Annotated in this window: 24 protein-coding genes and 1 pseudogene; 15 read left to right on the top strand and 10 right to left on the bottom strand. The window is 61.3% G+C overall.

The genetic code is table 11. The features are described 5' to 3' along the window. Nucleotides 1-5: 5 nt before the first annotated feature. From BN1233_RS26805 to BN1233_RS26750, 13 genes and pseudogenes are all read left to right on the top strand, one after another. Complete coding sequence (locus BN1233_RS26805; protein ID WP_046866710.1) at nucleotides 6-1,205, top strand: ABC transporter substrate-binding protein; 1,200 nt, start codon at nucleotides 6-8, stop codon at nucleotides 1,203-1,205. 60 nt (nucleotides 1,206-1,265) lie between these two features. Beyond that, nucleotides 1,266-2,144 carry a branched-chain amino acid ABC transporter permease gene (locus tag BN1233_RS26800; protein WP_046866709.1) on the top strand — a complete coding sequence of 293 codons (879 nt, stop codon included), beginning with the start codon at nucleotides 1,266-1,268 and terminating at the stop codon, nucleotides 2,142-2,144. Beyond that, the gene (locus BN1233_RS26795; RefSeq protein WP_048710332.1) at nucleotides 2,141-3,136 is read left to right on the top strand and encodes a branched-chain amino acid ABC transporter permease; all 996 of its coding nucleotides are present in this window, start codon (nucleotides 2,141-2,143) and stop codon (nucleotides 3,134-3,136) included. Before BN1233_RS26800 ends, BN1233_RS26795 begins: the two co-directional genes overlap by 4 nt. After that, nucleotides 3,133-3,939, top strand: a complete 807-nt coding sequence (locus tag BN1233_RS26790; protein WP_244471049.1) for an ABC transporter ATP-binding protein — start codon at nucleotides 3,133-3,135, stop codon at nucleotides 3,937-3,939. The genes BN1233_RS26795 and BN1233_RS26790 overlap by 4 nt, the downstream gene beginning before the upstream one ends. Then, on the top strand, nucleotides 3,926-4,651 hold the full coding sequence (locus BN1233_RS26785) for an ABC transporter ATP-binding protein (RefSeq protein WP_046866707.1): 726 nt from the start codon (nucleotides 3,926-3,928) through the stop codon (nucleotides 4,649-4,651). Before BN1233_RS26790 ends, BN1233_RS26785 begins: the two co-directional genes overlap by 14 nt. 20 nt (nucleotides 4,652-4,671) lie before the next feature. After that, nucleotides 4,672-4,896, top strand: a complete 225-nt coding sequence (locus BN1233_RS26780) for a hypothetical protein (protein WP_046866706.1) — start codon at nucleotides 4,672-4,674, stop codon at nucleotides 4,894-4,896. An 8-nt stretch (nucleotides 4,897-4,904) separates the two neighbouring features. Next, nucleotides 4,905-6,329 carry an FAD-dependent oxidoreductase gene (locus tag BN1233_RS26775; protein ID WP_046866705.1) on the top strand — a complete coding sequence of 475 codons (1,425 nt, stop codon included), beginning with the start codon at nucleotides 4,905-4,907 and terminating at the stop codon, nucleotides 6,327-6,329. Between the two features lie 205 nt (nucleotides 6,330-6,534). Then, nucleotides 6,535-7,284, top strand: a complete 750-nt coding sequence (locus BN1233_RS26770) for an SDR family NAD(P)-dependent oxidoreductase (protein WP_046866704.1) — start codon at nucleotides 6,535-6,537, stop codon at nucleotides 7,282-7,284. A gap of 146 nt (nucleotides 7,285-7,430) precedes the next feature. Next, a complete protein-coding gene (locus tag BN1233_RS26765; RefSeq protein WP_342341671.1) occupies nucleotides 7,431-8,951 on the top strand; it encodes an FAD-dependent oxidoreductase in 1,521 nt (506 codons plus the stop codon). Between the two features lie 320 nt (nucleotides 8,952-9,271). Next, a complete protein-coding gene (locus BN1233_RS26760; RefSeq protein WP_187144379.1) occupies nucleotides 9,272-10,495 on the top strand; it encodes an MFS transporter in 1,224 nt (407 codons plus the stop codon). Nucleotides 10,496-10,843: 348 nt separating this feature from the next. Then, complete coding sequence (locus tag BN1233_RS50615) at nucleotides 10,844-11,422, top strand: dihydrodipicolinate synthase family protein (protein WP_197094654.1); 579 nt, start codon at nucleotides 10,844-10,846, stop codon at nucleotides 11,420-11,422. An 8-nt stretch (nucleotides 11,423-11,430) separates the two neighbouring features. Beyond that, entirely contained in the window at nucleotides 11,431-11,805 is a 375-nt protein-coding gene (locus tag BN1233_RS50610) for a dihydrodipicolinate synthase family protein (RefSeq protein WP_197094655.1), read from the top strand. 302 nt (nucleotides 11,806-12,107) lie between these two features. After that, nucleotides 12,108-12,419, top strand: a pseudogene (locus BN1233_RS26750) (transposase); the annotation flags it as partial. A gap of 129 nt (nucleotides 12,420-12,548) precedes the next feature. On the opposite strand, the gene BN1233_RS26745 reads toward BN1233_RS26750, so the two are convergent. Next, nucleotides 12,549-13,133, bottom strand: a complete 585-nt coding sequence (locus BN1233_RS26745) for a HupE/UreJ family protein (RefSeq protein ID WP_046866700.1) — start codon at nucleotides 13,131-13,133, stop codon at nucleotides 12,549-12,551. A 53-nt stretch (nucleotides 13,134-13,186) separates the two neighbouring features. Continuing rightward, nucleotides 13,187-14,623: an ABC transporter substrate-binding protein gene (locus tag BN1233_RS26740; RefSeq protein WP_244889843.1), complete on the bottom strand. Its 1,437-nt coding sequence runs from the start codon at nucleotides 14,621-14,623 to the stop codon at nucleotides 13,187-13,189. A 286-nt stretch (nucleotides 14,624-14,909) separates the two neighbouring features. On the opposite strand from BN1233_RS26740, the gene BN1233_RS26735 reads away from it, so the two are divergent. Both BN1233_RS26735 and BN1233_RS26730 read left to right on the top strand, forming a co-directional pair. Further along, nucleotides 14,910-16,034: a transporter substrate-binding domain-containing protein gene (locus BN1233_RS26735; RefSeq protein ID WP_046866698.1), complete on the top strand. Its 1,125-nt coding sequence runs from the start codon at nucleotides 14,910-14,912 to the stop codon at nucleotides 16,032-16,034. An 18-nt stretch (nucleotides 16,035-16,052) separates the two neighbouring features. After that, on the top strand, nucleotides 16,053-16,637 hold the full coding sequence (locus tag BN1233_RS26730; RefSeq protein WP_046866697.1) for an ANTAR domain-containing response regulator: 585 nt from the start codon (nucleotides 16,053-16,055) through the stop codon (nucleotides 16,635-16,637). A gap of 47 nt (nucleotides 16,638-16,684) precedes the next feature. Here BN1233_RS26730 and BN1233_RS26725 read toward each other — a convergent pair whose 3' ends face one another. From BN1233_RS26725 to BN1233_RS26690, 8 genes are read right to left on the bottom strand one after another with little or no spacing between them, the layout of a single operon-like run. After that, entirely contained in the window at nucleotides 16,685-17,374 is a 690-nt protein-coding gene (locus BN1233_RS26725) for an urease accessory protein UreF (protein ID WP_048710339.1), read from the bottom strand. A gap of 16 nt (nucleotides 17,375-17,390) precedes the next feature. Continuing rightward, nucleotides 17,391-17,882: an urease accessory protein UreE gene (locus BN1233_RS26720; protein ID WP_046866696.1), complete on the bottom strand. Its 492-nt coding sequence runs from the start codon at nucleotides 17,880-17,882 to the stop codon at nucleotides 17,391-17,393. An 8-nt stretch (nucleotides 17,883-17,890) separates the two neighbouring features. Continuing rightward, on the bottom strand, nucleotides 17,891-18,736 hold the full coding sequence (locus BN1233_RS26715) for an urease accessory protein UreD (RefSeq protein ID WP_046866695.1): 846 nt from the start codon (nucleotides 18,734-18,736) through the stop codon (nucleotides 17,891-17,893). Further along, nucleotides 18,733-19,353 carry an urease accessory protein UreG gene (gene ureG / locus BN1233_RS26710; protein WP_046866694.1) on the bottom strand — a complete coding sequence of 207 codons (621 nt, stop codon included), beginning with the start codon at nucleotides 19,351-19,353 and terminating at the stop codon, nucleotides 18,733-18,735. The genes BN1233_RS26715 and ureG overlap by 4 nt, the downstream gene beginning before the upstream one ends. 1 nt (nucleotide 19,354) lies before the next feature. Beyond that, nucleotides 19,355-21,070, bottom strand: coding sequence for an urease subunit alpha (ureC, locus tag BN1233_RS26705; protein WP_046866693.1), 1,716 nt, complete (start codon nucleotides 21,068-21,070; stop codon nucleotides 19,355-19,357). 3 nt (nucleotides 21,071-21,073) lie between these two features. Then, nucleotides 21,074-21,766, bottom strand: coding sequence for an urease subunit beta (gene ureB, locus BN1233_RS26700; RefSeq protein WP_046866692.1), 693 nt, complete (start codon nucleotides 21,764-21,766; stop codon nucleotides 21,074-21,076). Nucleotides 21,767-21,798: 32 nt separating this feature from the next. Further along, nucleotides 21,799-22,506 (bottom strand): branched-chain amino acid ABC transporter ATP-binding protein, encoded by a 708-nt coding sequence (locus BN1233_RS26695; RefSeq protein ID WP_046866691.1) that lies wholly within the window; start codon nucleotides 22,504-22,506, stop codon nucleotides 21,799-21,801. Next, entirely contained in the window at nucleotides 22,503-24,284 is a 1,782-nt protein-coding gene (locus tag BN1233_RS26690) for an ABC transporter permease subunit (RefSeq protein WP_046866910.1), read from the bottom strand. Before BN1233_RS26690 ends, BN1233_RS26695 begins: the two co-directional genes overlap by 4 nt. Between the last annotated feature and the right edge of the window lie 16 nt (nucleotides 24,285-24,300).

The following is a 24,300-nucleotide window of genomic DNA, read 5'->3' as shown; positions in this document are numbered from 1 at the left end:
GAGCAATGAAATACAATTTGCGACGTCTTCTTCTCAAGCTCGTGCTGGGCGTTGGTCTCGCTTACCTGCCCAGCACCGGATATGCGGCAGGTGAGGTGGTTCTCGGCTTCCTCGATGACATGTCCGGAGTTGCGGCCGAGTCGGGCAACGACGCCCTCCACGCGGTTCAAATTGCGATCGACGAGGTCAATCAGAAGGGCGGAATCCGAGGACGCAAGGTTCGCCTTGTGGTCTACGACGGGAAGCAGGATCCTCAATTGACCGCAACCTTCGCGACGCGCTTTGCGGAAGACGACGAGGGCCTCATCCTGATCGGCGGAAACCCTGCCGTTCCCGTCGCGGCCACGATTCCGGTCATCAACGAGCTCGAGGTACCCTATTTCACGCTCTCGGCGGCAACCGACAGCTTCACCAATCCGTCGACGCCCTTTCATTTTCGCTTCGGACCGGCGAACAGCCAGGACGCGGCTGCGGTTGCGGACTTCATCGCCGAACGCGGGTTCAAGAAGGCTGCTGTCATCAACAACTCGCTCCCCTACGGCATCGACGGCGGCAGTGCTGTTGAAAAAGCCCTGAAGGAGCGCGGCGTGGAGGTCGTCGCCCACGAGACCTACGACACAAATGCCACGGACCTGTCTCCGCAGGTGGTCAAAATTCGTGATGCCAAGCCGGAGATTGTGGTCATTTGGCCGTATCCGGCAGACGGCGGGCGCGTCCTGCGTGCGCTGCACCAACTCGATGTCGACGCCGTCCGGATCGTGGCGCGTATCGCGCTGTACGAAACCCTCCGCAAGATGGCGGGCGAGACGGGTGACGGAGCTCTCGTGACCAACACCGTCGATACCGAGCGCCCCGAGGTTCAGGCCTTCTTCAAGACGTTCGGCGAGCGGTTTGGCGAGCGCCCTCCGACGATGTACATCGCGATGGCCTACGACGCGGCGAAAGTTGCCCTCCAGGTGGCCGCAACCGACGAGGTGCAGGCTGCGCTCGAGAAGGGTGATCTGGAAGGAGCGCGTGATGCCGTGCGCGTGAACATGGAGCGGATTGGCCGCTTCGAGGGGCTGCAGGGCAAGCCAGGGACCGCTTATCAGTTCGGCCCGAACCAGCATCAAGGGCCGCCGAACCGAGACTGGTTTGTGTGGATGGAGGTCCGGAACATGGGCCTCGTGAAGGCAGACACCAGCAAGGTCGGCCCCAAGCGGTAGTTCGGATCCGCCGGCACGGTCGGAACCGTGCCGGCCCCCACACCCATCGAGGATAGGTACGTGGAAAAGCTGGTCGTCCTTATGCTGTCCGGGATGACGAACGGGAGCGTCTACGGCCTCGTCGGACTCTCCCTGTCCCTGATTTACGTGAGTAGCCGCATCATCAACTTCGCGCAGGGCGAGTTCGTGATGATCGGCGCCATGTCAACCGTGTTCTTTCTGGTGGCCCTGGGGCTGCCCACGCCCATATCTGTCCTTGCCTCTGTTGTGCTCGGGGCTGCGGTCGCGTTCCTTCTCGAGCGTTTCGTATATGTCCCTCTGGTGCGGCGCGCGGATCCGCTCACAGTGATGATCGGAACGTTCGCGGCTGCTGTGGTGATTGCCGGCGCTGCATTGGTCGCGTGGGGGCCCAATCAGCTGTTCGTGCCGAACCTGTTTTCGCTTGACCCGATAAGCCTTGGCGTTGTCACGACGACCGCGCAGCAGATCGCGATCATCGCTGCATTTGCCCTTCTCATTGTGCTGACCTGGTGGATTCTCTTCAAGACGAATTTCGGGCTGACCGTCAGGGCCGTTGGGGTCAACCCGACGGTTGCTCGCCTCATGGGTATCCGTTCCGAGCGGATCGTCCGGTTTTGCTTTCTCTTTAGCGCCGCCGTAAGCGTCGTGGCTGGCATTCTGATCGGCCCTCTCCTGGGCGGCCAAGCGTCCATGGGCGTGCTTCTGTCGGTCAAAGGTTTCATGGCCGCCATCCTGGGTGGCCTGGGAAGCCCCTTTGCGGCTGCGGCCGGAGGGCTCCTCATTGGAATTCTCGAGGCACTCGTCGGCGGATATGCGAATAGCCTGTACGCCGAGCCCATCATCTTTGCCCTCATTCTGATCGTGCTGCTCGTGAAGCCATACGGCCTCCTGGGAGAATTCGAGGCGGTGCAACGATGACGCGACTTCTCCAACATCGAGACACCATCATCGGGCTCATCCTGCTCGCGATCGGGCTGACTCTGCCTCTGCTTCTGCAGAGTAGCTTCCAGCTGCGCATTGCGATGCTGGTCTGGGTGTATGCGATTCTCGGGCTCGGGTTTAATCTCCTGTTCGGTCTCGCCGGCCAGCTCTCGCTTGGCCAGCAGGGCTTCTTCGCGATCGCCGCTTATGCGCTCGCTTTGCTCCAAACGAAGCTTGGGGCCCCGCTTGTGGTGGCTTTCCCAGCCGCCCTTATCATTTGCGCGCTGCTTGCCGCAGTAATCGGGTTGCCGCTCTTACGACTTCGCAGTCACTACCTCGCGATGGCGACACTGATGTTCGGCCTCATCATCGAGGGACTTGCCCTTCGCTGGTTCGATGTGACCGGTGGGAGCGCGGGTGTCCGCGTTCCGCCGATCGCCATCGGGGATTGGCGTCTCGCCCGCACCGAGATTTACTATCTCGTGTTCGGCCTCACGGCAATTGCATACCTGATCCACTCCTTTCTCCTCTCAACGTTCGCGGGGCGGGCCTTCCAGGCCATCAGGGGCGATGAGACCGCGGCCCGCTCGCTGGGCGTCAACGTGACTGCCTACAAGTTGCGGGTGTTCGTTCTGGCCGCTGTGTTTGCGGGTCTTGCCGGCGCTACCTACGCGCTCGTCAGCCGCCAGGTGGACCCGAGTTACTCCGCACTGACGGTCAACATCAATCTGCTCACCATCGCGGTCGTGGGGGGGCTCCGCAGCCGCGTCGGTCCGGTTCTGGGCGCAGCATTCGTGGTACTGGCCCCTCAGTTTCTGACGCAGTTCCACGAATACGAGACGCTTCTCTACGGCGCCGGGCTTCTGATCTTCCTGATCTTCGTCCCCAAGGGCCTTGCTGGCCTGATCGAGAAAAGAGCGGTGTGCCCCGACCCGCCGCGACCCCAGGCATCGGCTGCGATACGGCCCGCCAGGAGCGGAGCACGATGATGAACGATGCGACCATCACGGGCTTGCCGGAGTTCTTTTGCGTCTCGGGAGCAACAAAGGCCTTTGGGGGGCTTCGAGCCGTCGAGGATGTCTCCTTCGAGGTTGCCAAAGGTGAGATCATCGGCGTCATTGGCCCGAACGGGGCGGGCAAGTCCACCCTGTTCAATCTCATCACCGGGCTGGCACCACTCAGCGCGGGTGACGTGGTCTTTCGCGGGCGTGGGGTCACCAGTGTACCGGCGCACGAACGCATTGCCCTTGGAATGGCACGGACGTTTCAGATCGTGCGCCTGTTCGGCGACATGAGCGTTGTCGAGAATGTCATGCTGGGAGCACATTCCGCCGTAACGCGCGGCCTCCTATTCGCGGCCTTGACCTTCCCGGCGGTGTTCCGTCGGGAGCGGGAGGCGAGGCGACGCGCTTTGGAGGCCCTGGCTTTTGTCGGCCTACGCGAGCGCGCGGATGATGTTGCGGCCCACCTGCCGCATGGGCAGCAGCGGCTTGTCGAAATTGCTCGGGCGCTCATTGCCGAACCCGCGCTTCTGTTGCTGGACGAGCCGGCGGCTGGTCTCAATCGAGCAGAAACAACCGACCTTTTCAGGATGTTGAAGACCCTGAACGACAGGGGAATGACCATTATCGTCGTCGAGCACGATATGAACTTCGTCATGACCTTGTGCGACCGGATCGTTGTGATCGATCACGGCGCCAAAATAGCCGAGGGCATCCCTTCTGAAATCCAGAGAGACCCACTGGTCATCGAAGCTTACCTCGGTAGGAAACACCTCAATGCTGAAGGTTGACGGGCTTGCCGCGGGCTATGGCGCGGTCGAGGTTCTGCATGGCGTCTCCTTGATCGTAGACGAGAAGCAGATCGTCACCGTGATCGGGGCCAACGGCGCCGGAAAATCAACGCTCATCAACACGATCTCCCGCCTGATCGCGGTTCGTGCGGGGTCAATGACGTTTGGAGAACACGACCTGGCTCGCCTGTCCGCACCGGACGTTGTCGACTTGGGTATTGTTCAAGTTCCCGAAGGGCGACAGCTCTTCGGCCCGTTGACTGTGCGGGAGAATCTCGAGCTGGGGTTCCAGAGGCAACGCCGGCGGCAGCCCCACAGCTTCAGAGAGCGCCTTGATTTCGTGCACGAGCTGTTCCCGCGGCTGCATGAACGCGCGAACCAGCGCACGGTCACTTTGAGCGGCGGGGAACAGCAGATGGTTGCAATCGGTCGCGCGCTCATGGCCGACCCGCAGCTTCTCCTGCTGGATGAGCCATCGCTCGGGCTGGCACCGCTCGTGATCGAGCGCATCTTTGAAGTCCTTCAGACATTAAGAGCGAGCGGGCTGACAATGCTTCTCGTGGAGCAGCGGGCTGAGGCAGCGCTGGAATTGGCCGATTATGCCTATGTCCTCTCGGTCGGTCGCGTTGTCGCCGAGGGGCCTGCGAGACGGTTGCGCGCGGACGATGCGGTCCGGAATGCCTATCTCGGCCACGCCCCGGCTCATCCGTAGTCGAACTGGGAAGTGCACACATGAATCGACCATACCCAGCCGTCCGCTTTGTCGTACAGCACGGGCCACGCCTCGCGTTGGGAGTTCCGGTCGTGATTTTTCTCGCCGGTCTACTCGGACTGGCATTCGGGTTCGGCCTGTGGCTGCCAATAGGGGCGGCCATTACGGCTTTGATCACGTTTTGTGTTCTGCGGGTGTTTGTCGAGCTCGTTCAGATCATTGCAGAGACGCTGCTGCCCCAGTGAGGCCGAATATGACGAGATCGCTCGAAAGCCGTTATGACGCAATTGTGGTAGGGGGTGGCCTCGCCGGTCTGGCGGCGGCGAACCGGGCCGCCGAGCTCAAGCTGCGGGTCCTCTTGCTTGAGGCGGGGTCAGGCGACCGCTACCTCTGTAATTCGCGCTACGCGATGGGGTTCTTCCACGTTGCGTTTCATCCCGTTACGGCGAACGCGAGTGAGCTCCGCGAGGGAATCGAGGCCGCAACGGACGGGACTGCCGACGCGCGGCTGACAAGTGCGATCGCCACCACCATTGGGCGTGGAACCGCTTGGCTGTCCGAAAGGGGCGTCCGGTTCATCAGGGGCGGCGCGGCTGATTGGATGAATCGCGTCCTCGCGCCGCCCGGAGCCCGCCGTCCCGGCCTCCACTGGCAGGGGCGCGGAGGGGACGTCCTGCTCAGGACGCTCGCCGAACACCTCAAGCAGCTGGGCGGTGAGATGGTCACCGATGCTCGCGCGAGGCGACTGCGGATGGAGAACGGGCGCTGCGTCGGCCTCGACGTCAACGTTGCTGGGCGCGACGTACACCTGGCGACCGGCGCCGTTATTCTCGCGGATGGCGGTTTCCAGGCAAATGCAGAGCTCGTGCGCCGCTACATCTCCCCGAAGCCTGAAAAGCTGTGCGTGCGGAATGCAGGGACCGGCCGCGGGGACGGCTTGATGATGGCCGAGGAGGTTGGGGCCAAGCTCGTTGGGCTCGACCGCTTCTATGGGCACGTCCAATGCCGAGAGGCCCTCGAGAGCCAGGAACTATGGCCCTACCCGATTCTCGACCTGCTCACGTCCGCCGGCATTGTGGTCGATCGGTTCGGCCGTCGGTTCGCCGATGAGGGGCTCGGTGGGATCTTCATGGCCAACGCCATCGCGGCGCTCGATGAACCGGACACCGCGACTGTCGTTTTCGATGACGCGATCTGGAACGGAGCGGCGCGCGAATACATCCTTCCCCCCAATCCGAACGCAGTCGAGGCGGGCGGCCAGCTGATCTCGCGTCCGGATTTGGGAAGCCTCGCAGAGGCTCTCGGCCTTCCGGGCGCTGCACTGCAAGAAACGGTCGACGGTCATAACGCCTTTCTTCGGGACGCGACATGCCGGATCTGGCCGGAGCGGACGCGCCGCTTTGGACCGCCCCAGCCGATCACGAAGGCTCCCTTCCACGCATTCCGGGTCTGCGCCGGCATTTCGTACACGATGGGCGGGATTGCGATCGACGGAGAGGCGCGCGTGCTCGACCATGCCGACCGACCGATTCAGGGTCTGTATGCTGCCGGATCATCGACGGGCGGTCTCGAAGGCGGCGGGCCGGCCGGCTATACCGGCGGCCTCAGCAAGGCCTTGGTTTTCGGGCTCCTCGCAGGGGAGGCCGCGGCGCGGGAACGGGCTAGCATGGCTGCATAGTTGTGACGGTCAGCCACAAAGAAGCGACGCAAGCTCTTCAATGTGCGGCGCTCGGGGGCATTCAGGGTTCTGATGTGCGAGGCCCTCGAAGTCACCTCGATGAGAACACGTCGGGCTGGAACAGACGCGATGGCTCGACGGGTCCCGATCCGACGCCCCAAGGTGGGCTGCAAGATAAGAACGACGGGAGCGGGAACTTCCACGAATGACTGAAACGAATCCGTTTGAGGGGAAGGTTGTCCTGGTCGTGGGGGGATCCCGCGGCATTGGCGCCGCAGTCGTACGGAAGTTCGCCGGGCTCGGTGCTCACGTCGCCATCGGATACCGCACGCGCAGCCATGAGGCCGAGGCCCTGGTCGCCGACCTTGCCGCTGCCCGCGGCAGGACGAAAGCGTTCATGGCGGACGTCTCGCAACCGGAGGCTATCGACCTGATGGTCCGGGATGCCGTCGCGGAGTTCGGCCGAATCGACATCCTCGTGAACAGTGCGGGGATCAACCCGTACCGACCTCTGGGGACGATCGACGCCGCGTTCGTCAGGGAGGTTCTCGACGTCAACGTGCTCGGGACCATCCTGCTGACACAGGCGGTCGTGCCCTACATGCCGTCACCCGGCGGGCGGATCATCTACTTCGCGTCACGTCTAGCCCTCAGCCCATTGGCGACGACCGCTGTCTACGCGGCCTCGAAGGCGGCGGTGGCTACGCTGGCGCACGCCTTCAGCAAGGAGCTGGGTCCAAAAGGAATTACGGTCAATGCTGTCGCGCCAGGCGTGATCGAGACGGACATGACCAGTGCGATTCTGCGCGAACGCGGCGAGGCCATTCGGGCCTCTACGCCACTCGGTCGAATAGGCACTCCCGACGACATTGCCGGCATCGTGACTTTCCTTGCCTCGTCGGATGCGGGTTGGATCACGGGAAGGACCATCCTTGCGGACGGCGGCGTGACGTAGTGGGTGGATGGCCTTGCGTCATCGGCAGTGGGCCGGCAGTGCCGGATCCAGCCCGGGGGACTCCGGTTTTCGCGACATGTGCTTCAGCGCTCGAGGGCAAGTAACTCCCAATAGGGCGACTGTGACGCGGGTCCGTATGGAAAGGAATGACGATGGAGAATGCTGCTCGTTCTGCGAATGATCACCTATTGACCGCTGATGTCATTGTCGTCGGCGGCGGCGGTAGCGGGTTGGCCGCTGCCATCGCTGCAGCAGAGAACAAGGCGAGGGTCGTGTTGCTCGAGAAAAACACGCATCTCGGGGGAACCACGCGCCTCTCGATCGGCTCGATCACGGCAACTCGGACCGCCTTGCAGAAGAAAGCCGGCATTCAAGACAGTCCTGACGAGCACTTCGAGGATATGGCGAAGTTCGCAGGAGAACTGGCGCCGAAAGACAACCTCGCACTTCGCAGGGTCCTCGTAGACAATGTGCCCGATACGGTCGCTTGGCTTGAGTCGCTTGGTGTCAGCTTTTTCGGACCAATGCCGGAGCCGCCGCACCGCAAGCCGCGAATGCATAACATCCTTCCGAACTCCCGCGCCTATATCTACTATCTTGTGCGGCGCGCGCGCCAGCTCGGGGTCGATATCCGCCTTGGCGCTGAGGTCGCAGACATTCTGATCGAGAAGGAGCGTGCCGCCGGTGTGAAAGCCATGATCGATGGTCGAAGCACCCTGGTGCGGAGTGGCGCAATTGTGCTCGCATCCGGCGACTTCAGCGCCGGCCGGGAACTGAAGCGCGAAGGCAGGCCGGAGCTAGCGGAAGTCGACGCAATCAATTCCTCGAATACCGGAGATGGCCACTTGATGGCACGGCGCATCGGAGGGGTGGTTCGCAATGCCGAGATCATGTATGCGCAGCTTCGGTTCGTAGCGCCGCCGAGCACAAGCCTGGTCCTGCGGCTGCCACCGTGGAAGGCGCTGACAACCTTGATGAAGGCTGGCATGCGATGGGCCCCGCCCGCTGTGTTGCGGCCCTTCATCCTGTCGTTTGTTACAACGTATTTGGCGCCTGAGCCTTCCCTGTTTCGGGAGGGGGCCATTCTCGTGAACAAGCGTGGCGAGCGCTTTACCGACGAGCTTCGTCAACCGGCGCTCGACGTTCCTGGCCAACCCGACAAAGCGGCGTACATCTTACTCGACAGGAGATTGTCGACGCTGTTCTCAGCGTGGCCCAATTTCATCTCCACGGCGCCCGGTGTCGCCTACGCCTACCTGCCTGACTACAGGCGGAACCGTCGCGACATCTATCATGAAGGCAACACCCTTGGTGAACTGGCGAAAAGCATAGGTGTTCCCGCAGCTGCTCTTGAGGCAACTGTCAGGACGTACAACGGCGCCGGTCGCACCGGCAGATCGCGCCCTCCTCTCGAGGAAGGCCCGTTTGTTGCGCTGGGCCCTGTACGGAACTGGGTGGTGCTGACCGACGGGGGAGTGGCCGTCACAACGGAGCACGAGGTCACGAGGGAGGACGGTCGGGTCATCCCCGGCCTCTTTGCTGCCGGTTCCACAGGGCAGGGCGGTCTGTTGCTCGAGGGGCATGGCCATCATCTGGGCTGGGCCTTCACGTCGGGACGGAGGGCCGGGCGGAACGCGGCGAGACTCGCCCGAGGCCTTCCTGCATGACGACAGGTCCGGGTTTCCATGAGATCCCTGTGTAAGAGGCGCCGTGTTAGCGCCTTGGTGGTGCAACACGAGCGCAGGGCGCACGAACGCCTCGAGCGGAACTCGCAGGTGGCGCATAGATCTCAGCGGCCGAGCGCAACAGCCTACATCGCACGGGCAAATCAGAGGCTGGAGGAGCGATTTCACGCCGCCGATGCCATGCAACGTCATCAACGGCCTGAGCCCGACGCGAGGCGGCAATCCCCGTTCGGCGTTGTGTGCCAACACCCCTCATGCCGCAGTGCGAGCCGAGTGTTGCGGCAAGGGCTTTGAAGATGCGCTTGTTCGCGACCGTCCTTGCGCCCGTCGCACTCGGATTTCTCCTCTCGAATCTGTTCCGCTCGGTCAACGCCGTCATCGCCCCAGCGCTCATCAGCGATCTTGGTTTGAGCGCTACCGATCTCGGCTTGCTGACGGGCGTGTATTTCCTGGCGTCTGCCGTTTGTCAGCTGCCCTTGGGCATTTTCCTGGATCGTTTCGGCCCGTTCCGGTCGCAGGTCGTGCTGCTCGCGATAGCCGCCCTTGGATCCATGATATTCGCGCTCGCCGAAAGAATGGACCTGCTCGTGCTGGGGCGGCTTCTTATAGGGGCCGGAGCCGCCGGCGGGCTCATGGTTGCGTTCAGCGCAATTGTCCTGTCGTACCCGCCGCATCAATGGCCTTTCATGAATTCGTGCGTCCTCGCGGCCGGCGGCATTGGCGCGATGGTTGCTACGAGCCCGATTCAGTTTCTGCTCGGCATCACGGACTGGCGCGGAGTGTTTCTGATCTTCGCGGCCATCACCGGGGCCGTGGTCGTGTACACCGCCGTTGCCGAACGTGCGCGACCACTCACAACCTATCGGCGGCAGGACGCGTCGGCCGGGACGGGCGATGGGTTAGGCAGCATCCTGCGCGATCCCGTGTTCTGGCGGGTGGCGCCGCTCGCTACGGTGACGATGGGCGTCGGGCTCGCGTTTCAGGGATTATGGGCGGGCTCCTGGCTGCGCGATGTGGCCGGGTTCTCGACGGAGGGCAGCGTTCGCGGCCTTTTCTTGATGGCTGTTCTCATGACGGCCGGGTTTCTGCTGACAGGGGTCGTTGCACAGGTTGCAAATCGGGTGGGAGTTGGGCTGCACACGGTGATATCAGTCTGCGTTCTGCTGTTTCTGCTTTCTCAGCTTCCGCTTGTGATCGGATCGCGAGAAGGCGCCTGGGTAGTGCTGGCCGGAATGGGGCTGCTCGGCAATAGCGCCGTGCTCTGCTACCCGCTGATCGCGATGCATTTTCCGGCTCATCTGGTGGGTCGGGCCAACACGGCCCAGAATCTGCTCTTCTTCATGGTCACGTTCGCAGCTCAGGCCGGCATTGGGGCAATCATTGAACTTTGGCCCCCTCTCCCCGGCGGGGCTTTCGCTCCAGCGGCTTACCGGGCAGCCATGGGGGTGATGCTGGTTTTGGAGACGCTTGCATACCTCTGGTTTCTGCTCGCGCCCCGCTCCGGGGCGCGAGCAGAGAGGAGTTGAACGGTGCCGCACCAGGACAGGTACGGCTGCTTTCATCACGAGCAGGTGCGAATGCCCTCATCTGGATTGGCGCAGGTCGGTTGCCGTGTGATCATGCGGCTGATGGTGAATGCGTGGCAACCGGCGCGAGTCGTGAGAATGGGGCCACTTGAGATCCTCGTGGTTTGGAGTTGAGTGACCAAACGATGGAGCGGATCCGCTGGTCGTGCACCGCTGTTCCGGACCGGCGCTGTGGGGAAAATAGATTTCTGGCGCTTGTGGCAAACGCGTCCAGTGAGGACCAGCCGGGACGAGGTCAGAGGTGGTTGTCAACGAAGGTTGAGCCTAGTGGATGGAGAGGAGGAAAGGATGCGCCGTTTTGCCGATTTCGTGCCTCAGGGCGTCATACCGGCCACGCTGCTTGGGTTTGACGAGGATCTCTCGATCGATGAGCATGCTTCGCGTAAGCATCTGCGTGATTGTGCCCTGGTTCCGGGAGTCTCGGCCATCACCGTGAATGGGCATGCTTCCGAGGTGCATGCCTGCTCGTTTGAGGAACAGGAGCGAGTTCTTGCCTTCTCGGTGGATGAAGTCGGGGACCGGGTTCCGGTGATCTGCGGCGTTTATGCGGACGGAAGCCTAGAGGCCGCACGTATTGCTCGAATGGCTGCTCGGACGGGTGCGTCGGCTCTCCTCGTGTTCCCGCCGCAGAGCATGGCGATGGGAGGTCAGCTCCGTCCCGACATGGCGCTGAGCCATTTCAAGCACATCGCGGATGCGACCGATCTGCCATTGATCTGCTTCCAGTACCCGATGGCGGGTGGTCTCGGATATCCCTTCGAGACACTGCTGAGCCTGTTTGACGCGGTACCCAGCATCAGGGCCATCAAGGACTGGTCGAATGATGCCATGCTTCATGAGAAGCACATCGGACATTTCAGAGCCTGAGCCGGCCGGTGAATGTGCTGACGACCCACAGCGCCTGGCTGATGGCATCGCTCACGATGGGGGCGAATGGCTTGCTCTCCGGCGCGGGAAGTGTGATTCCCGATCTTCATGTTGCGTTGTTCGAGGCGATCCAGAGGTGCGATCTGAGAGAGGCGCGGGCGATCAACGAGCGCATCTACCCGCTCACCCAAGCCTTCTATGCTCCGCCCTTCTTGGACATGCACAATCGGATGAAGGAGGCGCTTGTTCTCCTAGGGCGGCTGGAGAAGGCCTTTGTGCGTCCGCCGTTGGTCAGGTTGCCCCGGCGTGAAATAGATCGCCTCAGCCGGGCTCTGATCGAGGCGCGGTTGGTGGAGCGCGACAGCTTGCAAGCTGCTGAGTGAGTGGGCTTACAGACGGGCCCGCTGCGCGTGGCTGACGTCGGCCCTCCTCACGGGCCTGACGGCGCCAGTTCGACACGGTGGCCGGACCGACTTGGAAGCGGCGGGCAATCTCAACTTAGCGCCCATCGCCGCGCTCGCCAGCGGCGAGAACACGCTCACGCAGATCGGGAGAATAAGGTTGGGGCATGCTGCCCTCCCGGGCCAGATACCTGATCAACGCTCAGTCCACCTCAAAGGATTCAGATCCAGACCGAAATCGCTTCAGGTGAGATCGCGATAGTGCTGCACGGCCTGAGCGGGCTCACCCGAGGCTCTCCCCGGCTTGCGACTGGGCGGAGGAGCATGTCGAGGAGACGCTGAGCTATGATCGGCTGCTGCTCGCCCATCACAAGCACCTCAAGAGCGCCAACATGCTGGAGCGGCTCAACCAGGAGCTGAAGCGGCGCACGCAGGTGGTGCGGATCTTCCCGAATGCCGCAAGTTGTCTACGCCTCATGCGGGCACTGGCCGTGGAGCCCCATGAGGGCTGGCTGGAAGCGACCCGCTATCTCAACATGGAGCATCTCAAGGAGCACAAGAAACAGGCGCTGCGCGTTCTCGGCGAGGCCGCCTGACGGACGGCCTGAACGGGCGCGCAACACCGGACGCCGCGCCGCTCAGGCCTCAGCACGCCAGACCCAAATTGCTGAACTTGACGCACATAACTGATACCCTTAGCGGCCGACCACCATCGAAAGATTGCCTCAGGTGAGCATCAGGATCATGCCGGTGACCGAGATCGCCGCGCCCGCCACTCGAGTCAGCATCGGCCGACCTAAATAGCGGTTGCCGAAACCTATTACGATACCGGCCAGATGGAGCAAGCCAGTCGCAAACAGGAAGCCAGAGGCATAGGTGAGCGTGGAGGCACCTTCCGGCATCTCGGATCCGTGCGCATGGCCGTGAAAAAAAGCGAACGCGGCCACCAGCGCGAAACCGGCCGCTGCATGGACACGCCAAGCGAGCGCCACCGCCAATCCGATCGCCAGAAGAGACCCCAGGATGCCGGGTTCAACGAATAGCGCAGGCACACCGAGCATGCCAACGGTGCCGCCAGCCATGAGAGCGGACATGAAGGCCAGCGGGAGCATCCATAAAGCGCGGCCACCGAGTTGCGCTGCCCACAGGCCGACGCCGACCATGGCGAGGAGATGATCGGAACCACCGAGAGGATGGACGAGCCCAGCCGTGAGGCTATCGGCATGGTGAAGGCTCGGATGGGCAAAGGCCAATGACGGAGCAAAGGTTGTGGCGATTATTGCGAGGCAGATTTTGCCGATCCGGATCATTACTCACTCCTGGTGCTGACAGGGGTATAGTGAAGTCTAGGTGACGGGGCCAATTAGTTGTCCGAGAACCAAACGCGATGAAAGCAGTGCCAGTTCTGCTTGGGATATTTGAACCCACGAACACGTGGGTGATGAACGACCGTGCCGGAATGGACTGTCACGACCGGCAAAACCGGTAATTCTTCCATGATCCTCGCATGTGCTGAACGATAGAGGCCAATTCGGGCCTCCTCATTGAGCTCAGTTCGAGCCCGATCAAGAAGGTTGTCCACGTTGGGATCAGCGAAGTGTCCGGCGTTGAAACCTTTCGGGGACAGGTTGCGCGAGTGCAGGACCTGATCGAGCCAGACGTCGCAGGACATGCCCCAGCTCATCTCCGACATTCCAATGTCGCCAGGCATCCCGCTGCGCCATTCGTTGCAATAGGCAATCCAATCCGCATGTGGGGCCAACTCAACCTTCAATCCGACCTTGCCGAGATCCGAAGCAAGATGCCGACAGATCTCGAGGGGCCGCAGCTGTGCCGAACCGGCCACTGCGAACGTGATCTTGAGCGTCCAGTCCCCCGGGACACCTGCCTCGGCGAGCAACGCGCGCGCCTTTTCGGGATCATACAGGTACGGATCCTCGAAATCCGGATCGAAGGACGGTGAGGCAGGGGGTAGCATTCCGGAGGCAGGTCGGGTCTGTCCTCCGAAGAGCGTGTCGCTCAACCGCTGCCGGTTGAACCCGTGGGCGATCGCGTGGCGTACCCGACGATCCGATAGGTACGGATCGTCCATGTTAAAGATGAAATACCAGACGTATGGGACGGGTCCTGACCGGACCACGAAACCTCTGTCAGCCAGCTCTGCAAGATCAGCGCCATCGAGGCCGTAGGCGAGGTCGATCTCACCATCAACGAGGGCCCGCGTCCGCTCATCCATGTCTGGCAGCGGTACGAACTGAAGGCCGTCGAGGTAAGGTGTGCCACCCCAGTAATCATCATTACGAACCAGGTCGACTCCACTACCATGATCCGTCGCAAAACGTCGCCCGAAACGGAAGGGGCCGGTGCCCGGAGCACGATCGCCAATGCCATCATTCCCGAACTTGCTAAGCGCCGTGGGACTTATGAAGACCTGCGCGCCCGGTGCATCTTCCTGCGTCATGTAGCGAAGGAACTCAGGAAAAGGCTCTTTCAACTCGACTTCGAGTTCATGCATGTCGCGCACTCGAAGCTCGGAAATGGCTTCAACGCCGATCCGATTGTAGTCAGCCGCTACACCCGAAAACTGCGGGGCCGCCGGGTTCCACATGCGCTCCAAATTGAACTTCGCGGCCTCCGCGTCAAATGGCGTTCCATCGTGGAAACGTACTCCCTGGCGAAGTCGGAACAGATATCTTCGCCCATCGGCGGACACTTCGAAGTCCTCCGCCAAAGCCGGGATGAGGCGAGAGACAGGTGACGCTTCGTCCGAGAGATCGTCTTCAACCAAGCTCTCGAACATCTGCTGGACAACTCTCCCGGTATTCCACCCCCCAAACGAAGCGGGCGGGTCAATGACGTCGACCTCCCAGTCAAGCCCGATACGAAGTTTGCCACCTGAACGCGGTGCGTTAGCGCTCATCATATGCTCCTTCCATGATCTGGATCTGCAAATCGCCGGAGGTTCGCCACGAGGGCTCAAGCGGTGACGATCGCGAAATTTTCCTGCCGCCCGCGGCGGACGCTTGCACTACACTTGTCGGCAAGCGCAATATTGGCTCACTCAGGTGCAAGTGGATGGGTGTTCCATGAAAAGCTGGCCGGTTGGCGTTCTGTACTCGGGCTCTGGAATGACGTCGGTCTCCGAAATCTCCCAGCTTCAGGGCACCTTGCTCGCCATTGACGAGATCAATGCGGCGGGAGGCGTAATCGGCACGCCGATCATGCCAATCATCTATGATCCGCGGTCTGATCCAGCCGAGTACGCAAGCTTGGCGGGCCGCCTCATTATGGATGATGGAGCCACGAACATCTTCGGCTGCTCGGCATCGTTTAGCCGAAAGGCTGTGTTGCCGTGGATCGAGCGCCGCGGTGGCCTTCTGTGGTACTCGGTCTGCTACGAGGGCTTCGAGTACTCGCCGAATGTGATTTATACCGGCCCAGCTCCGAACCAGCTCCACGTCTACCTCGCGGCCTTCCTGTTTCAGCACTATGGGCGCAGGTTCTTTCTGGTAGGGTCGGACTACCTGTTCCCGCGCGAATCGAACCGGATTGTTCGAGAATTGCTCGCAGATGTCGGCGGCGCAGTCCTCGGCGAACATTATCTGCCGTTGGACGCACCACCAGCCGCCTTCGGGGCAATCATGGCAGAAGCTATGCGCGAGCAACCGGACGTCATCTTCTCCACGGTCGTCGGACCGACAACCCCGCTGCTTTACGACGCCTATTCCGCGACAGAGCTCAACGCCAGGGAGGTGCCCATTGCGGCTCTGACGACCAACGAGGTCCACCTGGCCGCCTCGGCTCTTGAGCCGTCGCCGGGTCACATTGTCTGTTCGCCCTACTTCGAGACTCTCGAGACCGAAGCTAACCGCAAGTTCGTCGAGCGCTATTGCAGTCGTTTCGGACGAAATCGCCCTGTCGACAGTTGCGCTGAGAGTGCCTACTTCACGGTTCACATATTCGCGAAAGCCCTGGAACGGGCAGGCACCCTCGATCCCGACAGGTTGCGGTCGGAAGCTCTTGGTCTCAGCTTCGACGCGCCGCAAGGACGGGTTGTCATCGATCCTGACAACAATCACACGTATTTGCGCCCGCGAATTGGCGTGGTGAGCCATGGTCGGCAGTTCGCGGTGCTGCAGGAGTCCGATGAGCTGTTGAAGCCGGATCCGTATCTCGTCGATTACGTGGCTTTGCAAGCTGTCTCTGGCTGACTCGAACCGGAGGTCAAGATGTCCGGCGAGGCATTGATCCGCAAGCTCCGGTCCCTCCGGATCATGGTTTATCACCCAAGGGACATAAGCTGTGATGAGCTTGTCCGGCACATTCAGCGCATTGGCTGCCGCGTTGGTGCGGACTGGCCCGTGCCGGACGAGTGGCCGTCGGACGTGGAGGCTGTCTTCTGTTATTTCGACGAGACAGGTTGTTGGAAGCCCCGCAGCAGCAAAGTACCCGTGATTGCCGTCATCGAATATGAAAGCCCGACAGTGGTAAGAACCTTGCTCGGGGCTGACGTGCAAGGTATTATCACGAAGCCAATTCGTCCTTTCGGCATTCTCTCGACACTGGTTCTGGCTCGCTCTCATTTCGAGTTCGAGGCGCGGCAGCAGGCGAAGATCGCAAAGCTCGAGGAGACGCTTCGCTCGCGGCGTCTCGTGGAGCGAGCCGCCAGCGCGCTGGCTGAAGCGAGCGGAAGAGATGTGCAGGAGTGCTACCATATCATTCGCCGAGAGGCTATGGAGCGCCGCGTCTCGATGGCGAGCCTTGCCGAGGACATCTTGGCTCACACAGCAGAGATCGATCTGACACAACGCTGAGGCGAGCCATATGAGGTTCGGATCGAGGGTCCGTTGCCGCGATCTGCTCATGTCGCGAATAGGCGCGCATCGGAGCGTTGCTGGCGCATCATGGCAACCTCCATTTCAAAGGTGCTCGAGCCCATGCGCTCCAACGGAAGGCTGAGCGCCCGCTCGGTTGCGGCGAGGAGTACTGGCTCGATGCGTCTCAAGATGACCTGAGCTGTCGTTGCCGTGAGGCGGCCAAGGCGGACTGCGGCCGACAGCATCATTGTCGCCGCGCTTCGAATCTCAATGAGAACCGCCTCGGTGCGCGGAACCCGCATGGCTGCGGAGACTGCACCTGAGATCACGGCGAGGTTGCCGGGTGTCCGCCGTCCCTTGATCATCTGGCAATATGGGACCAAAGGGGCAGCCTCCGTGAGCTTGGGAGCCAAGCTGGCAAGCTGCCTGCCGCAGGTCGTCGATGCATTGCGAGACGCGGTTGTGAGCTTACGGCCGAAGAGATGCCCGTCGAGAACGAGAAGCCTGTCGAGGTCTCCTGCGAGTTGAGCATCATGAGCATGTGCCAAAGCCACGCCGTCCGTAGGAGCCACGGAATGCAGCATGGCGGCCTCGATCATCTCAGCAATCAGCTCGGGAGCGAGCCGCCCTTCCCGTCGGAATATCTCCTCCAGTCCACCCGCATGAGCATAGCGCCCGATCGGCAAGGCGCTGTCTGCCAGCTGAAGGGCAGCAAGAAGGCCGTGTAGCGACATCAGGCCAGCTGAACACTCAGGCATGAGCATGAGACCGGGCCAACGGGTGATGGAGGGCAAGCCGAACCTCGGCAAAGGCGATCTCGATGTCGTGGAGATGAAGGTCCCCTACGGTCCGCTTGGCGACCTCTTCGGAGGTCGTGAGGGGAACGCGGATTTCGTAGCCGTCGACCTCGATAGGCACATGCTGGTTGCCGAAAGCGTGGCCGATTCGCGCAGCGAGGTGGACGAGCATGACCGGGCCGAGCTCTTGCTTTAGCCGCGCGATCATGACGCGCTCGGGTCGGCGTTCAACGACGATGATTCGCGTCCCATCGTCAGCCAGTACGGCTCCATGGCTTAGATAGGTGCCTGGCGCGACGTCGATGCCAATGTCCGTCCCAGTGTCGGTGGTCCGCCGAAGCTTTCGTTTTGTCGCGTCATGGGCGTCTAGGCTGACAACTTCAACCTTCCGGTCGGCAAAGCGGCTCTCCTCTGCTTGCCCCAGGATTTCCGTCGACAGGATCATCTCAAGCCTCATTTTCTAATAGCGACCGCTGAATGGCCCAGGAGCTCACCTCTGGCCGTGTTCCAGAGACAATTCATCGTATGGCGAGCGGTACTGGAATTCGCAGCGAGGATCCGGACGAACGCCCCGATCCCATCCGGCAGTTCAGCCGCTGCACTGAAGGTTTCCGCCCCGTCTCTCGCGATAATGTCGAGCCGGTCCGCCATGGATATCGCGTTGGCGCTGGGGCAAATGACGTAGAATGTCGCGACGTAACGATGCCCCCCGAAAATCCCACGCCTGCCCGGAAAGCCGTGACTTGGCTTCAAATCCAGTACATCGGTGCAGATTTCCTCACCTCCAAGCTCGATCCGAGTTCGGAGAAACAGGCTGTCGAACTCAAAAACTTCATCTCGAGCGAGCCGGCCGGGAGCGATGATCTCGCCGAGAATCGCAACAGAGTTCGGATCGACTCGAACGATTGTGTCTTGCTCGTATGCCGAGCCGCCTTGCGGGATAATCGGGTCAGGGAGATATTCGAGGAACGAGCCAGGGCCCAGGCGGATGTCAGTCGTCTGCCGCGCAGGCCCGGATGCAGTCCGATGGATTTTCGTCGCAGAGGTGGTCGTCAGATGCACGCGGGCTCCCTCTTCCAACGTAACTGAAATCCGTAGCCTGTCGTCTCCGAAAAGCGCGCCGCTCGGATTCTGCACATAGGCAAAGGCCATGTCGGGCAGTCCTGGATCCAAGTACATGGCGGCCGTCACGTGGAGCGGGAAGCGCTGGTGCCTCTCGGCAAGGCGTGTCACGCCGCCGTGGTCTGTAGCGAAACGTAAATCGAGGAGCCCACCCGCTCTCGTCGGGGGTAACGTCATGGAGCCGCGCGGTCGAAGAGAACGGCTTCACGCAAGTGCCTGAACACCTCCTGAGCACCGGCATCACTGCGCAGATTCGTGAAGACTGATGGGCGATCCGGCCGAATGGCGGCCACATCGGCGCGGATTCTATCAAGATCAGCTCCAACATGAGGTGCAAGGTCGATCTTGTTCACGACCAGCAGATCCGCCTGGAGAGTACCAAGACCACGCTTTCGAGGAATATCGTCTCCGGCCGCGCAGTCGATCACGAAGATCCAGTGGTCTACGAGCTCGCTTGAGAAAGTCGCGGCGAGGTTATCGCCGCCACTCTCGATGAGAATGAGATCCAAGGGATGCTCTTCCTCGAGGCGATCCGCCGCCTCGATATTGACCGAGGGATCCTCGCGGATTGCTGTATGGGGACAGGCCCCGGTTTCCACGCCGATAACGAGCTCCGGGTCGATCAGACCGCTCGCTTTCACGCGCAGGGCGTCCTCGAGGGTCACGAGGTCGTTCGTGATAACTGCTGGCCTGAGGCCTGCTGCGTGAACAAGCGGCAGCAGCCGTTCAACGAGCCGTGTCTTGCCGGACCCAACCGGGCCGCCGATGCCAATTCGTATTGCGCGAGGGTTCATGTCACTTCAGGGTATAGAGGGGACCAAGGGGCACTCGTGTCGCGGGCTCGGACCGGCACGGCTCGCCATCAATCTCGACCTGATAGGTCTCGGGATCGACCTCAATGCGAGGAAGCGCGTCATTCCAGAGCATGTCGTGCTTCGAAAGCCCGCGGGTGCCTCGGATCGGGACACATCGGGCTGTCAAGCCAAGGCGTTGCGGCAGGCCTTTGTCGATCGCCCTCTGCGCCATGAATCGGAGAGACAGTGCCTGGCGTGCCCGGCCGAATGCACCCCATTGCGGCCGGTACATGAGCGGCTCGCAGACAAGGAGGGAAGCGTTTGCCTCGCCCATCACCGCCCAGACCGGAAAGCCGGCCTTCAGGACGACCTCGGGCTTGATACCGAACATCCCAGGCTTCCAGAGCACGATGTCCGCAAGCTTCCCAGGCTCAAGCGAGCCGACTTCGCCGTCGATGCCGAAGATACGCGCGACATTAGTGGTATATTTCGCCAGATATCGCTTGATGCGGGCGTTGTCGTTGCCGCTTCCTCGGTCCTCCGGTAACGGCCCCCGCGTCGCACGCATATGGGACGCGGTCTGCCAGGTCCGGGCGATCGTTTCCCCAATCCGACCCATGCCTTGCGAGTCCGACCCAATCGCGCTGATGGCGCCGATGTCGTGCAGGACGTCCTCGGCCGCAATCGTCTCCTGCCGGATTCGCGACTCTGCGAATGCGACATCCTCCGGCAGACGAGGATTGAGGTGATGGCTCGTCATGGCCATATCGAAATGCTCGTCGAACGTATTGACCGTGTAAGGGTTCGTCGGGTTCGTCGATGATGGCAGCACATTGGGACACCCGCATACCCGTATGATGTCCGGCGCATGACCGCCGCCAGCGCCCTCCACGTGATAGGCATGAATCGTGCGGTCACCCACAGCCTTGAGGCTTTGCTCAAGGAAGCCGAATTCATTGAGGGTATCGGTGTGCACCTGGATCTGGACCCCGGTCTCGTCGGCTGCGCAGAGAGCGCTGTCGATCGCAGCCGTCGTCGCACCCCAATCCTCGTGGATCTTCAGCCCAGCGGCCCCTGCCTCGATCTGCTCGATCAATGGCTCGGGACGATCCGCGGCAGCCTTCCCGAAGAACCCAAAATTAAGGGGGAAGCTCTCTGCGGCCTGAAGCATAAGGCCCAGGTTTACAGTGCCAGTCGACGCGATCGGCACCGTGGTCGCGCCAAGTCCACCTCCCATGAGTGTCGTGACCCCGCTCGCAAGGGCCTCAGCACACTGCCCCGGGTCGATGAAGTGAACGTGGCAATCTATGCCTCCTGCCGTCGCAATGAGTCCCTCGCCCGCACGAACATCCGTGTTTACGCCGACGATGAGGTTTTCGGAGACGCCGCTCATGATGCGAGGGTCTCCGGCCTTACCGATGCCGACGATGCGGCCTCCCTTGATGCCGATATCCGCCTTCACGATGCCGAGCACGGCATCCATGATCGTGGCGTTGGTAATGACGAGATCGAGAACGCCGTCCGCCGCTGTGAGCACACCATCGCAGCCAGTGCCGACCCGCATCGTCTTGCCTGCCCCGAAGACGAGTTCTTCACCCGGAACAAGGAGGTCGCGCTCGACCTCAGCCCAGAGTTCCGTGTCACCGAGTCGTACCCGGTCGCCAACAGTCGGGCCGTAGAGCTGGACATATTGTTGCCGAGGCAGGGTGCGCGCCATCGGTTATACTCCTCGGAAGCCCTGCGCTGCGGCTCGCCTGATTGCCGTGGCGCGCACCTGGGGATCATCCAGGAGCCCGTCGGTGAGGCGGTTCAATCCCTCAATGCGCCGCTCACCGCCGAAAGCGACAAGATCCACGTCCTTCTCATCCCCGGGCTCGAACCGGACCGTGGTCCCTGCCGGAATGTCGAGTCGGAAACCGAAAGTCTTTGGACGGTCGAATTCCAAGTCTGGATTGACTTCGAAGAAGTGAAAATGGGATCCAACCTGGATCGGTCGGTCTCCCAGATTGCGCACGCGCACTGAGGTTACCTCGGATCCTTGATTAATGACGACATCATCCGGTGCCAGTTGATAGCGCCCCGGAGGTTGGGTTTCGACCGGCATAACACCTGGGGCAATGGGGTCGTGAACGCAAACCAGCTTTTGCCCGTCCGGAAACATCGGCTCGACCATCAGCGTGTCCATGAGGTCGGCAACCCCAGGCAGGACTTCGTCCGTCGTCAGGATAGATCGTCCCAGCGACATGAGCTCGGCAACCGACTTTCCCTCTCTTGCTCCTTCGCAAATCTCATCTGCAATGATGGCGCGTGCTTCAGGAAGATTGAGTTTAAGGCCCTTTTCCTTTCGACGCCGGCCCAGTTCCGCCGCAAGGAATACGAGAAGGCGATCCAGCTCTTTCGGAGTCAGATACATGGTGCTTGCGTCTCCGCTCGTCCGGTTTGCAGTCAGACGCTGAGGAACTTTGTGACGTTGCGGGCGGCACCGGCTTCCTTTGCAGAGCCAGTGTAAGCAATCTCGCCACGATCCATGATTGAATAGCGATCTGCGACGCTGAGAGTGAATGGGATGTTCTGCTCGATCAGCAATACTGCAAGCCGAGATCGCTCACATTCCGCCCGAATCACCGAGGCCAAACGCTCAATTACGGAGGGCTGGAGGCCCTCCGTAATTTCGTCGATCAGAAGAACCTTTGCCCCAGAGGCAATTGCTCGTGCTGTCAGCAGCATCTTCTGCTCACCGCCGCTGAGCGTCCCAGCACGCTGCGTCAGCCTCGTCATGAGGAACGGAAAGGTGCGCTCAACACACTCAATAGCAGTACGCCACTCTGTGCCCGGTCGCAGGGCCAGCCTGATATTCTGCTCGACCGTAAGATCCTGGAAAAGGGCCTTCTCCTGGGCGACATAGCCGACACCGAGCCTTGCAATCCGGTGGGGCGCCCAACCCGTGACCTCGTGCCCCCGGATCTTCACCGCGCCGGCCGATTTGGGCAGGTATCCCATGATCGATTTCAGCAGCGTGCTCTTCCCCATTCCATTCTTGCCGACCACGGCGAGGATGTGGCTTGGTGCGATCGTGAGATTGATGCCACGTAAGACTATGGCCTCCCCATAGCCGCTGCGCAAACTCGATATAGTCAGGGGATGATCACTCATAGCGCGGCCTCCGCGGACTGAGCATGACCCGATCCGGCGTAGACGGCAGCGACGAGTTCGGAATTCACGACCTCGTCGACGGATCCGTCGAGTACGATATGCCCCTGGTGCAGGACAATGACTCTTGAGGAAATCTCGCGAACGAAATCGAGATCGTGCTCAACAAGAAGGACGCAAAGGCCATCTCGGCGTGCCAGCTCAGTCAGGATGCTGCCGATAAGAGTCCTTTCAGGTTTGGTTAGGCCGGCAGTTGGCTCGTCAAGGAGAATTACTCGAGGCTCGAGTGCCAAGACCATTGCGAGTTCCAGGGCTTGCTTTTTGCCGTGGGATAGTAGCTTGGCAGGCGTAGCAAGGTCCGCATCAAGGCCTGTTGCCCGGATCACGTGGAGCGCAGGCTCCGGAAGGGCCACCACTGGCGAGCGGCTCCAGAAAGAGAGATGATCAAGACGCGCCCGAGCCACCTGAAGGCACTCTGCCACCGTGAGGGTCTCGAAGATGTTGGCCGTCTGGAACTTGCGCCCAACACCCAGGTGCACACACTTATCCGGTGTAAACCTGTCGATATCGTGTCCGTTGATCATGATGGAGCCGGCAGACCTTTCCGATCCATCGGCAATACATTTCATCAGCGTCGTCTTTCCAGCGCCATTGGGACCGACAAGGCTCACCAACTCGCCGGCATATGCGGAGAAGTTGATGTCGGTGAGTACCGAGAGGCTGCCAAAGTGCTTGGCGACGCCATTGACCTGAAGTGCAGGGTAAGCCCCGGCCTCGGGTCTAGCACTGGGATCACGGCTCTTTTGAACGAGCGTGGCGGTAGTGCGGCTTGCCGGGCGGGCAAGCCCTAGCTTCGAGCGAGCCCAACGCGCGGCATCGGCGAATATCGGAAACAGCCCACGGGGCAGAGCGACAATGACTGCGACGAAGACGATGCCGATGACCAGCTTCCAAACGAAGGGGTAGTCACCTTGAAGTTGGGCACTTTCGTAGTCGATCAGTATCGTGCCGAATACCGGCCCCAGCAGGGTTCCACGACCGCCGAGAGCCGTCCAGATCACGAGCTCTGTCCCGAAAGCATAGCCGGCCAGTTCAGGGGCGACCACGACTGTGTAACCCGCATAGAGGAAGCCCGCGACCGCACCTACAGCAGCCGATGCGAGAAAGACGCGCGACTTCATGCGCGACGTGTCAAGGCCAAGATACCTGCAACGCTGCTCATTGTCGCGGATCGCAACAAGCAGGCGTCCTGCATCGCTTTGAACGTAGATCCATGTCGCTGCTGTCAGGAGGACAAGGAAGGTGCCCGCAATCCAGAACCAAGCTTCAATAGAGATATCGAAGGTCTCGAATCCCGAAAGGCCGCTGCTCGAGCCCGTAAAAGTACCACCGGAAAACAGGAGCTGCGTTACGACGATCGGGAGCACAAGACTGAGGACGGACGCATACAACGCCGTGGCGCCGTGCCAGAAGGCCAATACACTGACGACGCTGGCCATGAGTATCGCCGCGCCAATGCCGCCTGCAAGGGCCAGGACGACGTTCCCTGGACTGAACCCAATGTGAGTGAAAACAAGACCTGCTGCATAAGCGCCGGCGGCGAAGAATGCGGACTGGCCGAACGTAAGAATGCCTAGGTAGCCCCAGAGAATGTCAACGGTCAGTGCGACAGCAGCATAAAGCAAGGACCGGATCAGCACGTTGACGGAGTAAGTATCGAGCACAAAGGGCGCTACGAAGACGACCAGGAGAGCAAGGCCAGTGATAACCGCTACACCCATGAACGAGCCTTTGACG

The sequence above is a fragment of the Microvirga massiliensis genome, from assembly GCF_001006805.1.
Taxonomy (GTDB): Bacteria; Pseudomonadota; Alphaproteobacteria; order Rhizobiales; family Beijerinckiaceae; genus Microvirga; species Microvirga massiliensis.
This window is presented reverse-complemented; position numbering and strand designations above follow the sequence as displayed.

Coding starts and splice junctions, on each gene's coding strand:
- BN1233_RS26740 (WP_244889843.1), bottom strand. CDS start 14,623: ATGTTCGAGAGCTTGGTTGAAGACGATCTCTCGGACGAAGCGTCACCT.
- BN1233_RS26745 (WP_046866700.1), bottom strand. CDS start 13,133: ATGATCCGGATCGGCAAAATCTGCCTCGCAATAATCGCCACAACCTTT.
- ureC (WP_046866693.1), bottom strand. CDS start 21,070: ATGGCGCGCACCCTGCCTCGGCAACAATATGTCCAGCTCTACGGCCCG.
- BN1233_RS26690 (WP_046866910.1), bottom strand. CDS start 24,284: ATGGGTGTAGCGGTTATCACTGGCCTTGCTCTCCTGGTCGTCTTCGTA.
- BN1233_RS26765 (WP_342341671.1), top strand. CDS start 7,431: ATGACGATGGAGAATGCTGCTCGTTCTGCGAATGATCACCTATTGACC.
- BN1233_RS26715 (WP_046866695.1), bottom strand. CDS start 18,736: ATGACGTTACCCCCGACGAGAGCGGGTGGGCTCCTCGATTTACGTTTC.
- BN1233_RS26735 (WP_046866698.1), top strand. CDS start 14,910: ATGAAAAGCTGGCCGGTTGGCGTTCTGTACTCGGGCTCTGGAATGACG.
- BN1233_RS26730 (WP_046866697.1), top strand. CDS start 16,053: ATGTCCGGCGAGGCATTGATCCGCAAGCTCCGGTCCCTCCGGATCATG.
- ureG (WP_046866694.1), bottom strand. CDS start 19,353: ATGAACCCTCGCGCAATACGAATTGGCATCGGCGGCCCGGTTGGGTCC.
- BN1233_RS26725 (WP_048710339.1), bottom strand. CDS start 17,374: ATGTCGCTACACGGCCTTCTTGCTGCCCTTCAGCTGGCAGACAGCGCC.
- BN1233_RS26795 (WP_048710332.1), top strand. CDS start 2,141: ATGACGCGACTTCTCCAACATCGAGACACCATCATCGGGCTCATCCTG.
- BN1233_RS50615 (WP_197094654.1), top strand. CDS start 10,844: ATGCGCCGTTTTGCCGATTTCGTGCCTCAGGGCGTCATACCGGCCACG.
- BN1233_RS26775 (WP_046866705.1), top strand. CDS start 4,905: ATGACGAGATCGCTCGAAAGCCGTTATGACGCAATTGTGGTAGGGGGT.
- BN1233_RS26695 (WP_046866691.1), bottom strand. CDS start 22,506: ATGAGTGATCATCCCCTGACTATATCGAGTTTGCGCAGCGGCTATGGG.
- BN1233_RS26790 (WP_244471049.1), top strand. CDS start 3,133: ATGATGAACGATGCGACCATCACGGGCTTGCCGGAGTTCTTTTGCGTC.
- BN1233_RS26785 (WP_046866707.1), top strand. CDS start 3,926: ATGCTGAAGGTTGACGGGCTTGCCGCGGGCTATGGCGCGGTCGAGGTT.
- BN1233_RS26780 (WP_046866706.1), top strand. CDS start 4,672: ATGAATCGACCATACCCAGCCGTCCGCTTTGTCGTACAGCACGGGCCA.
- BN1233_RS26805 (WP_046866710.1), top strand. CDS start 6: ATGAAATACAATTTGCGACGTCTTCTTCTCAAGCTCGTGCTGGGCGTT.
- BN1233_RS26720 (WP_046866696.1), bottom strand. CDS start 17,882: ATGATCCTGTCGACGGAAATCCTGGGGCAAGCAGAGGAGAGCCGCTTT.
- BN1233_RS26770 (WP_046866704.1), top strand. CDS start 6,535: ATGACTGAAACGAATCCGTTTGAGGGGAAGGTTGTCCTGGTCGTGGGG.
- ureB (WP_046866692.1), bottom strand. CDS start 21,766: ATGTATCTGACTCCGAAAGAGCTGGATCGCCTTCTCGTATTCCTTGCG.